General features: G+C 75.2%; 17 protein-coding genes. 14 read left to right on the top strand and 3 right to left on the bottom strand.

Annotation, left to right across the window (positions count from 1 at the left end; genetic code table 11):
• Window positions 1-35: 35 nt before the first annotated feature.
• The 14 genes from IEY75_RS10360 to IEY75_RS21400 all read left to right on the top strand — a co-directional run bounded on the left by IEY75_RS10360 (window position 36) and on the right by IEY75_RS21400 (window position 10,728).
• Window positions 36-1,118, top strand: coding sequence for an amidohydrolase family protein (locus tag IEY75_RS10360; protein ID WP_189114056.1), 1,083 nt, complete (start codon window positions 36-38; stop codon window positions 1,116-1,118).
• 50 nt (window positions 1,119-1,168) lie between these two features.
• Window positions 1,169-2,575 (top strand): proline--tRNA ligase, encoded by a 1,407-nt coding sequence (gene proS / locus IEY75_RS10355; RefSeq protein ID WP_189114055.1) that lies wholly within the window; start codon window positions 1,169-1,171, stop codon window positions 2,573-2,575.
• Between the two features lie 5 nt (window positions 2,576-2,580).
• On the top strand, window positions 2,581-3,231 hold the full coding sequence (locus tag IEY75_RS10350) for a ribonuclease FAU-1 family protein (RefSeq protein ID WP_308425698.1): 651 nt from the start codon (window positions 2,581-2,583) through the stop codon (window positions 3,229-3,231).
• A 238-nt stretch (window positions 3,232-3,469) separates the two neighbouring features.
• Window positions 3,470-3,982: a 30S ribosomal protein S16 gene (gene rpsP, locus IEY75_RS10345; RefSeq protein ID WP_189114054.1), complete on the top strand. Its 513-nt coding sequence runs from the start codon at window positions 3,470-3,472 to the stop codon at window positions 3,980-3,982.
• 1 nt (window position 3,983) lies between these two features.
• Complete coding sequence (locus tag IEY75_RS10340) at window positions 3,984-4,217, top strand: RNA-binding protein (protein ID WP_189114053.1); 234 nt, start codon at window positions 3,984-3,986, stop codon at window positions 4,215-4,217.
• Between the two features lie 17 nt (window positions 4,218-4,234).
• A complete protein-coding gene (gene rimM / locus IEY75_RS10335; RefSeq protein WP_189114212.1) occupies window positions 4,235-4,789 on the top strand; it encodes a ribosome maturation factor RimM in 555 nt (184 codons plus the stop codon).
• Window positions 4,786-5,592 carry a tRNA (guanosine(37)-N1)-methyltransferase TrmD gene (trmD, locus tag IEY75_RS10330; protein WP_189114052.1) on the top strand — a complete coding sequence of 269 codons (807 nt, stop codon included), beginning with the start codon at window positions 4,786-4,788 and terminating at the stop codon, window positions 5,590-5,592. Before rimM ends, trmD begins: the two co-directional genes overlap by 4 nt.
• Window positions 5,593-5,736: 144 nt before the next feature.
• Entirely contained in the window at window positions 5,737-6,078 is a 342-nt protein-coding gene (gene rplS / locus IEY75_RS10325) for a 50S ribosomal protein L19 (protein ID WP_189114051.1), read from the top strand.
• 706 nt (window positions 6,079-6,784) lie between these two features.
• Window positions 6,785-7,630, top strand: a complete 846-nt coding sequence (gene lepB, locus IEY75_RS20865; protein ID WP_229789557.1) for a signal peptidase I — start codon at window positions 6,785-6,787, stop codon at window positions 7,628-7,630.
• Window positions 7,627-8,265, top strand: coding sequence for a signal peptidase I (gene lepB, locus IEY75_RS10315; RefSeq protein WP_189114049.1), 639 nt, complete (start codon window positions 7,627-7,629; stop codon window positions 8,263-8,265). The genes lepB (IEY75_RS20865) and lepB (IEY75_RS10315) overlap by 4 nt, the downstream gene beginning before the upstream one ends.
• 59 nt (window positions 8,266-8,324) lie before the next feature.
• Window positions 8,325-8,795 carry an NUDIX hydrolase gene (locus IEY75_RS10310; RefSeq protein WP_189114048.1) on the top strand — a complete coding sequence of 157 codons (471 nt, stop codon included), beginning with the start codon at window positions 8,325-8,327 and terminating at the stop codon, window positions 8,793-8,795.
• Window positions 8,789-9,571 carry a ribonuclease HII gene (locus tag IEY75_RS10305; RefSeq protein WP_189114047.1) on the top strand — a complete coding sequence of 261 codons (783 nt, stop codon included), beginning with the start codon at window positions 8,789-8,791 and terminating at the stop codon, window positions 9,569-9,571. The genes IEY75_RS10310 and IEY75_RS10305 overlap by 7 nt, the downstream gene beginning before the upstream one ends.
• Window positions 9,568-9,891, top strand: coding sequence for a DUF2469 domain-containing protein (locus tag IEY75_RS10300; protein WP_189114046.1), 324 nt, complete (start codon window positions 9,568-9,570; stop codon window positions 9,889-9,891). The genes IEY75_RS10305 and IEY75_RS10300 overlap by 4 nt, the downstream gene beginning before the upstream one ends.
• A 192-nt stretch (window positions 9,892-10,083) precedes the next feature.
• Complete coding sequence (locus IEY75_RS21400; protein ID WP_189114211.1) at window positions 10,084-10,728, top strand: M23 family metallopeptidase; 645 nt, start codon at window positions 10,084-10,086, stop codon at window positions 10,726-10,728.
• Window positions 10,729-10,779: 51 nt separating this feature from the next.
• Here the strand turns inward: IEY75_RS21400 and dprA are convergent, their stop codons facing one another.
• From dprA to IEY75_RS10280, 3 genes are read right to left on the bottom strand one after another with little or no spacing between them, the layout of a single operon-like run.
• The gene (gene dprA / locus IEY75_RS10290) at window positions 10,780-11,985 is read right to left on the bottom strand and encodes a DNA-processing protein DprA (RefSeq protein ID WP_229789517.1); all 1,206 of its coding nucleotides are present in this window, start codon (window positions 11,983-11,985) and stop codon (window positions 10,780-10,782) included.
• A 41-nt stretch (window positions 11,986-12,026) separates the two neighbouring features.
• The gene (locus IEY75_RS10285; RefSeq protein ID WP_229789516.1) at window positions 12,027-13,541 is read right to left on the bottom strand and encodes a YifB family Mg chelatase-like AAA ATPase; all 1,515 of its coding nucleotides are present in this window, start codon (window positions 13,539-13,541) and stop codon (window positions 12,027-12,029) included.
• Between the two features lies 1 nt (window position 13,542).
• The gene (locus tag IEY75_RS10280) at window positions 13,543-13,905 is read right to left on the bottom strand and encodes a YraN family protein (protein WP_189114043.1); all 363 of its coding nucleotides are present in this window, start codon (window positions 13,903-13,905) and stop codon (window positions 13,543-13,545) included.
• Window positions 13,906-14,092 lie beyond the last annotated feature (187 nt).

Below are 14,092 nucleotides of genomic sequence, written 5' to 3'. Positions count from 1 at the left end.
GAACCGGACGAAGCGAGGGAAACGGAGTGGGGCGGATGGTGCTGCACGTGCGCGGGGTGGTCCTACCGGACGACGAGGTGCGGGACCTCTGGCTGACCGAGGACGCCGTGAGTCTCGAACCGCTGCCGGGCGCCCGGACCGTCTGTACGGAGGGCTGGATCCTGCCCGGGCTGGTCGACGCGCACTGCCACATCGGCATCGCGTACGGGGCGAAGCCGGTCCGCGACGTGCGGCACGCCCGGGAGCTGGCGCTGGTGGACCGCGACGCCGGGGTGCTGGCCCTGCGCGACGCCGGCTCGCCGGTGCCGTACCCCGAGCTGGACGACGACCCCGACGTGCCGCGGCTGGCGCGGGCGGGCCGGCACGTGGCGCCGGTGCGGCGGTACCTGCGCGACATCGGCGCCGAGGTGACCGCCGAGGACGTCGTGGACGAGGTGGTGCGGCAGGCCCGGGCCGGCAACGGCTGGGTGAAGCTGGTCGGCGACTGGATCGACCGCGGGGTCGGCGACCTGGCGCCGGCCTGGAGCGCCGACGCGCTGCGCGCCGCCGTCGCCGCCGCGCACGCCGTGGGCGCCCGGGCGGCGGCGCACACGTTCTCGGAGGAGGCCGTGGAGATCCTGGTCCGGGCCGGTGTGGACTCCGTCGAGCACGGCACCGGCCTGTCGCTGGACCTGGTCGACACCATGGCCCGCAACGGGACCGCGCTGGTTCCGACGATGATCAATATCGAGAACTTCGAGGAGATCGCCGCGCAGGCGCAGCCGAGGTTCCCGGGGTACGCCGCGCACATGCGCGCGCTGCACCGGCGGTTCCCCGAGGTGGTCGCGGCGGCGTACGAGGCGGGTGTGCCGATCTACGTCGGCACCGACGCCGGTGGCGGGATCCACCACGGACTCGCGGCGAGCGAGATGCTCATGCTGCGGGACAAGGCCGGGATGGCCCCGGTCGACGTCCTGGCCGCCGCGTCGTGGAAGGCGCGCGAGTGGCTCGGGTTCGCCGGCCTCACCCACGGCGGCCTGCCCGACCTGACGGTGTACCCGGCGGACCCGCGGACGGATTTGCGGGTCGTCCAGGCGCCGCGGCACATCATCCTGCGCGGCCGGGTCGTCACCCCGTGACGGCGGGCGGGTGGCGGAGACCGGGTCGCGGGCGTCGATAGGATGGTCGAATGGGTCGAGTAGTCACTCCGCGTGCCGAGGATTTCCCCCGGTGGTATCAGGACGTCATCGCCAAGGCGCAGCTCGCCGACAACGGGCCGGTGCGGGGGACGATGGTCATCCGGCCGACCGGCTACGCGCTCTGGGAGCGGATGCAGGCCGAGCTGGACGCCCGCATCAAGGCCACCGGCGCGCAGAACGCCTACTTCCCGCTGTTCATCCCGGAGAGCTACCTGACCCGCGAGGCCGAGCACGTCGAGGGCTTCTCGCCGGAGCTGGCCGTCGTCACCCACGGCGGCGGCAAGAAGCTGGCCGAGCCCGTCGTCGTCCGCCCCACCAGCGAGACGATCATCGGCGAGTCGATGGCGAAGTGGATCGGCTCGTACCGCGACCTGCCGATGCTGCTCAACCAGTGGGCCAACGTCGTGCGCTGGGAGCTGCGCCCGCGGATCTTCCTGCGGACCAGCGAGTTCCTCTGGCAGGAGGGCCACACCGCCCACGCCGACGCCGCCGACGCGCGTGCCTACGCCCGCCGGATCCTGCACGAGGTCTACGAGGACTTCATGGTCAACGTACTGGCGATCCCGGTGGTGGTCGGCCGCAAGACCGCCCGGGAGCGGTTCGCGGGGGCGACCGACACGTACCCGCTCGAAGCGATGATGGGCGACGGCAAGGCGCTCCAGATGGGCACCAGCCACGAGCTGGGCCAGAACTTCGCCCGCGCCTTCGACATCACGTACTCCGACAGCGCCAAGGGCGTCAGCCACGCGTGGACCACCTCGTGGGGCGTCACCACGCGGATGATCGGCGGCGTGATCATGGTGCACGGCGACGACGACGGCCTGCGCATCCCGCCGCTGCTGGCACCGGTCCAGGCGTACGTGATGGTGGTCAAGGACGGCGAGGGCGTCCTGCCCGCGGCGGCCACGCTGCGCGACGCCCTGCGCGACGCGGGCGTCCGGGTCGCGCTGGACGACCGGGTGGACACCGCCTTCGGCCGCCGCGCGGTCGACGCCGAGCTGAAGGGCTACCCGGTCCGCGTCGAGGTCGGCCCCCGGGACCTGGCCCAGGGCACCGTGACCCTCGTCCGGCGCGTCGACGGCAGCAAGACGCCCGTCGCGGTGGACGCGGTCGTGGACGCGGTCGTGCGGGCGCTGGCCGAGGACCAGCAGGCCCTGTACGCGCAGGCGCTGAAGGCCCGGACCGACCGCACCGTCGAGGTGGCGACGCTGGGCGAGGCGCTGGAGGCCGCCGCGACCGGCTGGGCGCGGGTGCCGTGGGCGGCCGTGGGCGCCGCGGGCGAGGCCGAGGCGAACAACCAGGGCGTGACGGTCCGCTGCCTGGTCCGCCCCGACGGCGCGGTGCCGGACAGCGAGGACGAGCCGGACCTGGTGGCGATCCTGTCCCGCGCGTACTGAGCGCCGTGTTCCGCTTCACCCCCGGCGAGGTGGTGGTCCACCGCAACGTGCGGCCCGGCGCGATCGGCTGGGTCCGCACCGCGGTGGTGGTGGCCGACGACGACCGGGGCCTGCTGCTGTGGATCCCGCGCGGCGCGCCGGTGGGCAGCCTGGTGGCCGCGGACGGCCGCGGGATGCGGGCGATGCCGTTCGCCGAGTGGGTGACGCTGGAGCACCGCGTGTTCCCGCACACATGGCACGGCCCGGGGGTGCTCAAGCTCCTGCCGCCGGGGGCGGGCCACTCGGTGTGGTGGTTCTTCGACGACGGCGGCGGCTTCCGCAACTGGTACGTCAACCTGGAGGAGCCCGCGGTCCGCTGGGCCGACCCGGGGCTGCGCGGGGTGGACATGCGCGACCAGGACCTGGACCTGGTGGTCCGGCCCGACCTGTCCTGGGAGTGGAAGGACGTCGGGGAGTTCGCCGAGCGGCTGGCGCTGCCGGGGCACTACTGGGTACCCGACCCGGACGCGGTGTGGGCCGAGGGTCGGCGGGTCGCCCGGTCGGCGGAGGCCGGGGCGTTCCCGTTCGACGGCACGTGGTGCGACTTCGCGCCCGAGGCGGGCTGGACGGTACCGGCGGCGCTGCCCGACGGCTGGGACCGGCCCGCGGCGCGCTGAGCCGGGACGGCCCCGGCGGGCTCCCGCGCGGTACCCCGCGGCGCGTCGGGGTGGGGATCGGCGGGGGTGGGCGCCGGGGGAGCAAGGCGTCTGGCAGAATGACGTGTTGGTATGCGGCAGTGCGCACGGCGCCCTCTAACCCGGGCGTACTGTCCAGTCCGTGAGCTGTCGACGCGCGCCAACCCCACGGCGTCGGGTCGACCGGCTCGGCTCACCCAGACTTCAGGAGCGCGCACACGTGGCCGTCAAGATCCGGCTTATGCGGATGGGCAAGATCCGCAACCCGCAGTACCGCATCGTCATCGCCGACTCGCGCACCAAGCGCGACGGTCGCGCGATCGAGTATGTCGGCATCTACCAGCCGAAGCACGACCCCTCGCTGATCGAGGTGAAGTCCGACCGGGTGCAGCACTGGCTGTCCGTCGGCGCCCAGCCCAGCGAGGCCGTCCAGCGGATCCTCGAACTGACCGGCGACTGGCAGCAGTTCAAGGGCCTGCCGGCGCCGACCAAGCCGCTGCTCATCCCGGCCGTCAAGGCCCGCCAGATCGCCGCCGCCGAGGCGGCCGCGGCGGCGGCCGAGGAGCCCGGGACCACCGCGGTCGAGGAGAAGCCCGCCAAGAAGGCGGCGCCGAAGAAGGCCAAGGCTGACGACAAGACCAAGGCTGACGACAAGGCCAAGGTCGACGACAAGGCCAAGGCTGAGGCGGCTCCGGTCGAGTCGGCCGCCGAGACCACCGGCGAGCAGGTCTGACATGGCGCTGCGGCCGGCCCTGGAGCACCTGGTCAAGGGCATCGTCGACAACCCCGACGATGTGCGCGTGCGACTGGTGGATTCGCGGCGCGGCAAGCGCCTGGAGGTCCGGGTGCACCCCGAGGACCTCGGCACCGTGATCGGGCGCGGCGGACGCACGGCCAAGGCCCTGCGGACCGTCGTCGGCTCGATCGGCGGGCGCGGCGTGCGCGTCGACATCGTCGACGCCTACTGAGCGTGGCCCTACCACCGGTGCACGTGATCGTCGGGCGGGTCGTCCGTCCGCACGGCATCCACGGCGAGCTCGTCGTGGAGGTCCGCACGGACGACCCGCTGGCCCGGTTCACCGTCGGCGCCACGCTGCTCACCGGCACCAACCGGGGTCCCGCCCCGGCACCGCCGGCCACCGACGGCCGCTGGACGGTGCCCGCGCGCCTGCGCGTACGCACGGTCCGCCCGCACCAGAACCGCCTGCTCGTCACGTTCGAGGAGACCCCCGACCGCGACGTGGCCGAGGAGATGCGCGGCGTCGTCCTGTGGGTCCCGGTGGCCGAGATCGACGCCCCGGACGACCCGGAGGAGTTCCACGACCACCAGCTCGTCGGCCTGCGGGCCGTCGACCCCGCCGGCCAGCCCGTCGGCGAGGTGCTGCGCATCGACCACGCCCCGGCCGCCGACCTGCTGGTCCTGCGCCGGCCGGACGGCTCGCGGGGCCTGGTGCCGTTCGTCGCGGCGATCGTGCCGGAGGTCGACGTGGCCGGCGGCCGGATCGTCGTCGACGCGCCGCCCGGCCTGTTCGACCTGTGACCGCGGTCGGCGCCGACGGCGCGGCACAGCTCCGGGTGGACGTACTCACGATCTTCCCGGAGTACCTGGCCCCGCTCGACCTGTCCCTGATCGGCCGGGCGCGGTCGGCCGGGACGCTGAGCCTGCGCCTGCACGACCTGCGTACCTGGACCCACGACGCGCACCGGACCGTGGACGACACGCCGTACGGTGGCGGCCCCGGCATGGTGATGCGCCCGGAGCCGTGGGGCGAGGCGTTCGACGCGCTGCTGCCCGCGGCCGGCCCGCCGCCGCGCCTGGTGGTGCCCAGCCCCGCGGGAGAGCGGTTCCGGCACCGGCTGGCCGTCGAGCTGGCCGCCGAGCCGTGGCTGATGTTCGCGTGCGGCCGGTACGAGGGCATCGACCAGCGGGTCCTCGACGACGCCGCGCGCCGGATGCCGGTGACCGAGGTGTCCCTCGGCGACTACGTGCTCTTCGGCGGCGAGGTCGCGGTGCTGGTGATGCTGGAGGCGGTCACCCGCCTGCTGCCCGGCGTGCTCGGCAACGCCGACTCGCTGGTCGAGGAGTCGCACACCGCGGGCCTGCTGGAGGCGCCCGTCTACACGAAGCCGGCGACCTGGCGCGGTCTGGACGTCCCGGAGGTGCTGCGCTCCGGCGACCACGGCCGGATCGCCCGCTGGCGGCGCGAATCGGCGCTGCTGCGGACCGCCCGCCGCCGACCCGATCTGCTGGCCGGCCCGGCCGCGGCCGCCCTGGACCGGCGGGATCGGGCCGTGCTGGCCGAGGGCGGGTTCCCGACCGCGGAACCCGGTGTGGCAGAGTAGGGGGGTTGCCGCGGCGTACCCGCCGCGCGACCTGCCGCCGGCACGGGCGCCACCGCCGTGGCGGCGAGGGCATTCTAGCCAGATACGTACGCACGACCGGTCCCGCGCGGGCCGGTGTGCCTTGAGCTGACGAGGTATGCAGCGATGAACACGCTGGACGCTCTGGACGCCCAGTCGAAGCGGACCGACATCCCGGACTTCCGCGCAGGAGACACGCTCAAGGTGCACGCCCGGGTCGTCGAGGGCAACCGCTCCCGGGTGCAGGTCTTCCAGGGCGTCGTGATCCGCCGCCAGGGCTCCGGCCTGCGCGAGACCTTCACCATCCGCAAGGTCAGCTTCGGCGTGGGCGTCGAGCGGACCTACCCCCTGAACAGCCCCGCGATCGACCGGGTCGAGATCATGACCCGCGGCGACGTGCGCCGCGCCAAGCTCTACTACCTGCGCAACCTGCGCGGCAAGGCTGCCAAGATCAAGGAACTGCGCTAGAAGGTCGGCTGACTGTCGTCGCCCAAAAACGGATCGGCACTGGCCGATCGGGGCTGGGCATGATCAGGCCGGCCCCTTAGGCTGGGTCTCGATGTACGGCTCTGGCTCCGACCGCGGCGACCGCGGCGACACCTTCGGCTACCGCTCGGCGGGAACCTCCCAGGAGGCCCCGGGCGGTAGCCGCGTCGCGCGCCGCGGCGACGTCGACCGCGGCGGCCAGGCGGGCGACCGGCGCGGCGGCGAGCTGGAGCGCTCCGGCCGCAGGCCGCACACCGGCCCGTCGTACGACCCCGGCGAACCCGCCGCCCGGCGGCGGGACCTGCGCGAGGAGCCGGACGGCGCCGCGCGGGGGCGGTCCCGCGACGACGGCGAGTACCAGCCGCGGCGGGCGTACCGCGGCGACGTGCCGGGCCGGCCGCGGCCCGACGGACAGCGCGACCCGGCACCCGACTCCGCCCGCGACCCCCGGGGCCGCGGGGCCGAGGACGGCCGCCGGGCGATCGGGGCGCCCTCCTACCGCGCGGACCCCCGCGGCGAGGCACCCCGCCCCCCCTCGTACCGCGCCCAGGTGCCCGCTCCCGGCGCGGTGGGCGCGTCCGCCGGCCGGGTGCCGGTGCGGGCCGGCACCACCGGGACGGGGCGCCTCCAGGTGCCCGCCCGGGCCCGGCTGGACCTCGGCGCGACCGACGGCGTCCGCTCCCGGCCCGTGGCCCGCGCCACGCCGCCGCCGCCGCGGCGCAAGGAGATGCCGCTGTGGCAGGAGATGCCGGTCCTGCTCGTCGTCGCGTTCTGCCTCGCGGTGCTGATCCGCACGTTCCTGATGCAGGCGTTCTTCATCCCCTCCGGTTCGATGGAGAACACCCTGCTGGTCAAGGACCGGGTGCTGGTCAACAAGATGGTGTACGACATGCGGGGTCCGCAGCGCGGCGAGGTCGTCGTGTTCAGCGGCACCGACTCGTGGCTGCCGGAGATCCCGCCCGAGCCGAACCTGGGCCTGGTGGCCAAGTTCAGCCGGACCCTGGGCGACCTGGTCGGGGTGACCCGCCCCGGTGACAAGGACTTCATCAAGCGGGTGATCGGCCTGCCCGGTGACCGCGTGTCGTGCTGCGACCCCGACGGGCGCGTCCTGGTCAACGGCGTGCCGCTCGACGAGCCCTACGTCTTCGAGAACTCGCCGCTGGACGCCCCGCCGGGCGGCCAGTGCCGCGGCCGGCGCTTCGAGGAGGTCGTGGTCGGCAACGGGCAGATGTTCGTCATGGGGGACCACCGGCTCGTCTCCCTCGACGGCCGCTGCCAGGGGCTGGTGCCGATCGACAACGTGATCGGCAAGGCGATGGCCGTGGTCTGGCCGACCAGGAACTGGCGCGTTCTGCAGACACCGTCCACGTTCGACGCCGTGCCCGACGTGGCCAACGCCCCGGTCCGCGGTACGGCGAAAGGCACCCGCAACGCCGGAGAGTTCGGAATTGTCCTCCCGCTGCTGTTGACTTCGCTCGTGTCCGGGCGTACCCGCAGGCAGTTCTCAGCGACGCGTCGTACGCTTCTGGAGTGATTGACGAGCAGACCGACAAACGCCGCACCTCGTTCTGGCGTGAGATGCCCATTCTCCTGGTGGTGGCCGTACTGGTCGCCTTCGTGGTCCGGGCGTTCGTGCTCCAGACCTTCTACATCCCGTCCCAGTCGATGGAGCACACGCTCGATCTGAACGACCGGGTCCTGGTCAACAAGCTCGTCTACGACTTCCGCGACCCGGCCCGGGGCGAGGTCATCGTGTTCAAGGCCCCGACGGAGTGGCGGACCGGCGCGGAGAGCGACGACTTCATCAAGCGCGTCATCGGCCTGCCCGGCGACCACATCAAGTGCTGCGACACCCAGCAGCGTCTCATGATCAACGGCGTTTCGATCACCGAGCCGTACCTGTACTCCGAAGGCGGCGTGAGCGACCCGCCCGCCGACCGGGTGTTCGAGGTCACCGTCCCGGCCGACCGCCTCTGGGTCATGGGGGACCACCGCTCGCAGTCCGGCGACTCGCTGGAGCACTGGGGGCGCAGCGCGGACATCAAGGTCGCCACGGTACCGACGGACTCCGTGGTCGGACGGGCGTTCGTCCTGTTCTGGCCGTTCTCCCGGGCCACCTGGCTGAGCCCGCCGGCGGCGTTCGACAGCGTCCCCGCCCCCAAGCCCTGACCCCGGCGGGCCGCGCCCGCGGCGGACCCGCTCGGGCGCGGACTAGGCTGGCGGCTGCGATGGAGGACGACATTCGACGGGCGGCGCGGGTTCTCGTGGTGGACGACGACGCCCGGGTGCTGCTGCTGCGGGTCAGGGAGTCCGACCCGCCGCGCGCGTACTGGTTGACACCCGGCGGCGGCCTGGACCCCGGCGAGACGGCCGCGGGGGCCGCCGCCCGGGAGCTGGCTGAGGAGACCGGCCTGCGGGTACCGGCGGCAGCGCTGGGCGCGCCGGTGCACCGGGAGACGATCCGGTACCGCGGCGCCGGCCGGGACGTTGTCCAGGACCAGGAGTTCTTCGTCCTGCGCACCACCGCCTTCGCCGTCGACACCCGCGCCGATCCCGGCGGTCTCGGCGCGGCGGAGCGGCGCACGGTGGACGGCCACCGCTGGTGGACCCGCGCCGCGCTGGCGGACACGGCCGAGACCGTCTACCCCGCGGTGCTGCCGGACCTGCTCGACCGCGTCCTGGCGGAGTCGGCGTGCTGACGCCCCCGCGCACGCTGCTGCGCCGCGACGGGGACATCTACACCCTGGAGCGCGCGCTGCACCGCCGCGGCTTCGCCGTGGTGGCCGGCGCCGACGAGGCCGGCCGGGGCGCCTGCGCCGGCCCGCTGGTGGCCGCCGCCGCGGTGCTCGGTACCGGCCGTCGGGGTGAGATTCCGGAACTCGCCGACTCCAAGCTGCTCACCCCGGCGGCGCGCGAGCGGGTGTACGACGCCGTGGTGGCGCGGGCGCTGGCGTACCGCGTCGTCGTCGTCGAGGCCGCCGAGGTCGACGCGCGCGGCCTGCACGTGTGCAACGTCGCGGCCCTGCGCCGGGCGCTCGCCGGGCTGCCGGTACCGCCGCAGTACGTCCTGACCGACGGGTTCCGGGTGGACGGCGCCGGGGTCCCGGGCCTGGCGGTGTGGAAAGGTGACCAGGTCGCGGCCTGTGTCGCCGCGGCCAGCGTGCTCGCCAAGGTGACCCGGGACCGGATCATGGTCGGGCTGGACGGGACGTACCCAGGGTACGGGTTCGCGGTGCACAAGGGGTACGTGACGCCGGAGCACCGGGAGGCGTTGACCCGGCTGGGGCCGTGCGCGGAGCACCGGTTCTCGTACGTCAACGTGGCGGCGGCCGCGCGCGCGGCCCGCCCGGTCGGCGTGGAGCCGCCGACGGGCGCCGGCACCCCGGGAGGTACGGTCGGCGTGGCGCGTCGGGCGCGTCGGCGGTCCACCCCGTCCGTGGGGGAAGATGTGGCCATGGAAGGCGGAGGGCGATGAGCGCCGAAGATCTCGAAAAGTACGAGACGGAGATGGAGCTTCAGCTCTATCGGGAGTATCGGGACATCGTTCGCCAGTTCTCCTACGTGGTGGAGACGGAGCGCCGGTTCTACCTGGCGAACCAGGTGGACGTCCACGTGCGCAACGCGGACGGCGAGGTGTACTTCGAGGTCGAGATGCAGGACGCCTGGGTGTGGGACATGTACCGCCCCGCGCGCTTCGTCAAGAACGTCCGGGTGATCACGTTCAAGGACGTCAACGTCGAGGAGCTGGAGAAGCCCGACATCTCCCTGCCCTCGGACTCCGGATTCGGCAACTGAGCCCCTCGCGGGTGCCCTGACCGCTCGGGCGGCTGCCCGCACGCCCTCCAGCGAGCGATGTCTGTCCACAGGGACGGGCTTGTCCACAGAGGCGGCTCGCCGCGGTGGCGGCACGCGCACGACCGGCCCGATGCTGCGTCCATGGGTACTCGTGGCGACAGGTTGATCATTTCGCGGCGGCGCGCCGGCAGGATGGCGAGGGCCGCGGGGACGGCCGTCGCGGTGACGGCGAGTGGGGTCGTGGCGGTGACCTCCGTGTGGTGGTGTGGTCAGGAACATCCGGCGCCCTTCCTCCCGCTGCGGTCTGTCGTTGCCGGTCCGGCCGCCCCGTCGGCATCGACCTCCGCGCTGAACCGCACTCCGCCCCTGGCCTTCGCGCCGCAGGGCCTCGCCCACCAGGGACCGGTAGACGCCGCACCGCGGCCCGGCGCTTCGGGGGCGGTGTGGCCGCTGGCGGGTCCGCCGGACATCGCGCGCCCGTTCGACCCGCCGCCGCAGCCGTGGCGGCCCGGCCACCGAGGGGTGGACCTGGGCGGGCGGCCCGGCGCGGTCGTGTCCGCGGCCGCGGCCGGCGAGGTCGCCTTCGTCGGAGCGGTCGCCGGCCGGGGTGTGGTGAGCGTCCAGCACCCGTCCGGCCTCCGCACCACGTACGAGCCCGTGACCGGGACGGTCGCCGTCGGCGACCGCGTGGACGCCGGCTCCCCGGTCGGCCGGCTGGACGCGGGCCACGCCGGCTGTGCCCGGCCGGCCTGCCTCCACTGGGGACTGCGCCGGGACCGGCAGTACCTCGACCCGCTGGCGATGCTGGGCCTCGGCCGTAGCCGCCTCCTCCCGTGACGGGAGGGCGCAGGTCGCGCCGGCCACGGAGCACGGCGTCGCCCCAGCACGTCAGGGGCGGCGCGGGCCGAGGACGTAGCCGCCGTCCACGGCACGGACCAGGTCGAGGTCGACCAGCAGCGGCAGCACCCGCAGGACGGTCCGCACCGGCAGACCGGCCGCGCCGCTCACCGCATCCGCGGCGGCCGGCCGGGACGGCGGCACGACCTCCAGCACGGCGGCCGCGTCCGGCGGGAGCCGGTCGAGCACCGTCTCCCGGCCGCGGGGCAGCGGCGCCAGGTCCGCTCCCCACCGGCCGACCTCCTCGATCACGTCCGCCGCCCGCGCCACGAGGCGGGCGCCGGGCTCCTCCCGCAGCGCGAGGTGGCATCCGGTCGAGGTCGCCGCCGTGACCGGTCCGGGGACCGCCATCGCGACCCGGCCCAGCGCCGCCGCCCGGCGGAGGGTGGCGAGCGCGCCGCTGCGCGGGGACGCCTCCACCACCACGGTCCCGGCGGCGAGCGCCGCGATCACCCGGTTGCGTACTAAAAAGCGGTGTCTGTGGGGTGCGGCGCCCGGCGGCCACTCGCTGACCAGAAGGCCGGTGGCGAGGATCCGCTCGAACAGGGACGCGTTGCCTGAAGGGTAGGGCCGGTCCACCCCGCAGGCCAGCACGGCGACCGTGGCGCCACCGGCGGTGAGTGCGCCGCGGTGGGCTGCCGCGTCGATGCCGAACGCCCCGCCCGAGACGACCGTCCAGCCCCGTTCGGCGAGCCCGTACCCGAGGTCGGTGGCGACGTGGCTCCCGTACGGCGAGCAGGCGCGCGCGCCCACGACGGCGACGCCCGCGCCGCCCAGCAGCGTCCGCGGGGCCTCGCCGCGCACCCACAGCAGCAGCGGCGGGCGGGTGTTGCCGTCCCGCGCCGTCGACTCCAGGTGCCGCAGGTCGTCCAGGGCCGCGGGCCACGCGTCGTCACCGGGGGTCAGGACGTCCGCGCCCAGGCGCGCCGCGCCGGCGAGCGCCGCGTCGGCCACCCGGTCCGGGTCGGCGGCGCGCAGCCGGGCCGCGACGGATTCGCGCAGCCGGGGTTCGGGCAGGTCGCCCGCCCGCGCGAAATCGAGGACCGCGGTGGCGCTGTACCGCTCGACGAGGGAGTGGATGATCCGGTGGCCGGGCTCGACCAGCCAACTGAGCACGATCCGCGCCCGCAGATCGGCGGCGGGGTCGCCACCGGCCGCCGGTGCCGGCCGGCCTGCCGGCTGGGTCCCCGACGCCACGGAACACCGCGTCGGGGGTGTATCGGGGCGAGGGGCGCGGGTCATGTCAGGGCTCCAGTTCGGAGGGCGAGGGCCTCGGCGATGTCGTCGGCGGCGGGCCGGTCGCGCCCGTCGAGGTCGGCCACGGTCCAGGCGAGGCGCAGCGCCCGGTCGTATCCGCGCGCGGTGAGCACCCCGCGGTCGAGGCGGTCGCGTAGCTGGCGGGTGTCGGCCGGGCGCAGCGCGTACGGCGGGTGCCGCAGCACGGCGCCGCTGACCTCGGCATTGGTGGCGCAGCCCAGCGGCGCCCACCGGCGCGCGGCGACCGCGCGGGCCGCGGCCACCCGGGCGGCCACCGCCGCCGACCCTTCGCTCCCGGCGGAAGCGGTGAGGTCGGCCGCCCGGACCGGCAGCAGCGCGAGCTGGATGTCGATCCGGTCGCGCAGCGCACCCGAGAGCCGGCCGGTGTAACGGCGCTTGGCGATCGAGGTGCACGGGCACAGCCCGTCGGCGGCGACCTGGGCGCACGGGCACGGGTTGGCGGCCACCACGAGCTGTACGCGGGCCGGGTAGTCGGTGCCGCCGCCGGCCCGGCGGACGCGGATCCGGCCCGTCTCCAGCGGCTGGCGCAGGGCCTCCAGCGCCCGCCCGGAGAACTCCGGCGCCTCGTCCAGGAACAGCACGCCGCGGTGGGCCAGCGACAGCGCGCCGGGCCGCGCCATGCCGCTGCCGCCGCCGACGAGCGCGGGCAGCGTGCTGGTGTGGTGCGGCGCCTGGAAGGGCGGGTGCCGGACGAGTGCGCCCTCGCCGAGCACCCCGGCCAGGGAGTGCAGGGCGGTGACCTCCAGCGCGGCGGCGTCGTCCAGGGGCGGCAGGACCGTCGGCAGGCGCTCGGCGAGCATCGTCTTGCCGGCACCCGGCGGCCCGAGCAGCGCCAGGTGGTGCCCGCCCGCCGCGGCGACCTCCAGCGCGCGCCGGCCCAACTCCTGCCCGGCCACCTCGGCCAGGTCGAGGCGGTGCGGCGCCGGGGCGGGCGCCGGTACGGCGGTCCGGGCGAGCGGGCGGGTGCCCCGCAGGTGGCCGACCACCGCCGCCAGGTCGTCGGCCGGGTGGATCGCCAGGCCGGGGACGAGGGTGGCCTCGCCGGCGTTGCCGCTCGGCACGACGACCTCGGTGACGCCGGTCGCGGCGAGCGCGACGGCCATCGGCAGGACGCCGCGGACGGGCCGGACCCGGCCGTCGAGCCCCAGTTCGCCGATGAGGGCCCGGGTGGCCAGCGCCGCGGCGGGTACGGCGCCCCCGGCGGCCAGGACCGCGCAGGCCACGGGCAGGTCGAAGCCGGAGCCGTGCTTGGGCTGCGCGGCGGGCAGCAGGTTGACGGTGAGGCGGCGGTCCGGCCACGGAAGGCGGGAGTTGGTGATGGCGGCGCGGATGCGGTCGCCGGCCTCGTGGAGTGCCGCGTCCGGCAGCCCGGACATGCGCATGGTCGGCAGGCCGTTGGCGATGTCCGCCTCGATCTCCACCGGGCACCCGGCGACACCGACCACTCCGGCGCCCAGGGCGCGCGCGTACCCCACCTCAGAACGCCCCGGGCCGGTGGTCGATCCGCGCGGTGCCGTCGCCGGCGACGGTGATCGCCACGACATCGAAGCGGACCACGGGAGGGCGCAGCGCCGTCGCCGCCAGCCAGCGGGCGCCGAGCCGGCGGAGCCGGGCGGCCTTGCGGGGGTCCACGGCGGCCGCGGGGGTGCCGTAGCCGGTACCGCGGCGGGTCTTCACCTCGACGAAGGCCACCGCCGGGCCGTCCCGGGCGACCAGGTCGATCTCGCCCGCGGGACAGCGCCAGTTCCGGTCGAGGATGGTCATGCCGGCACGGGTCAGGTACGCGGCCGCCATGGCCTCGCCGGTGGCGCCCAGCGCCCGGGTGCTCGCCTTCGTCATGCCGGGAACCCTCGCGGCGGGTGAACCCGCCGGGCAACCGGACGGGCGGCGCTCCTGTGGACAGGCCGGGCGTTGTGGACGGGGCGCCGGTGGCCCGTCGAATCTGGTAGGTGCCGGTGGGGGAGGGCGCCCGGTCGGGGGTCGGCCCCGGCGTGACGCACCGGCGGCGGCGCGTACACTGGCCTAC

Origin of the sequence: Pilimelia terevasa, from assembly GCF_014647915.1 — a bacterium.
Classification (GTDB): Bacteria; Actinomycetota; Actinomycetes; order Mycobacteriales; family Micromonosporaceae; genus Pilimelia; species Pilimelia terevasa.
The sequence above is the reverse complement of the archived record's forward strand: the minus strand, read 5'-3'. Positions and strand labels throughout refer to the sequence as shown.

Excerpts from the sequence above, each read along its gene's own strand:
- IEY75_RS10280 (WP_189114043.1), bottom strand. The coding sequence starts at position 13,905 with ATGACGAAGGCGAGCACCCGGGCGCTGGGCGCCACCGGCGAGGCCATG.
- rplS (WP_189114051.1), top strand. The coding sequence starts at position 5,737 with ATGAACACGCTGGACGCTCTGGACGCCCAGTCGAAGCGGACCGACATC.
- IEY75_RS10340 (WP_189114053.1), top strand. The coding sequence starts at position 3,984 with ATGGCGCTGCGGCCGGCCCTGGAGCACCTGGTCAAGGGCATCGTCGAC.
- proS (WP_189114055.1), top strand. The coding sequence starts at position 1,169 with ATGGGTCGAGTAGTCACTCCGCGTGCCGAGGATTTCCCCCGGTGGTAT.
- IEY75_RS10360 (WP_189114056.1), top strand. The coding sequence starts at position 36 with ATGGTGCTGCACGTGCGCGGGGTGGTCCTACCGGACGACGAGGTGCGG.
- IEY75_RS21400 (WP_189114211.1), top strand. The coding sequence starts at position 10,084 with ATGGCGAGGGCCGCGGGGACGGCCGTCGCGGTGACGGCGAGTGGGGTC.
- IEY75_RS10310 (WP_189114048.1), top strand. The coding sequence starts at position 8,325 with ATGGAGGACGACATTCGACGGGCGGCGCGGGTTCTCGTGGTGGACGAC.
- IEY75_RS10300 (WP_189114046.1), top strand. The coding sequence starts at position 9,568 with ATGAGCGCCGAAGATCTCGAAAAGTACGAGACGGAGATGGAGCTTCAG.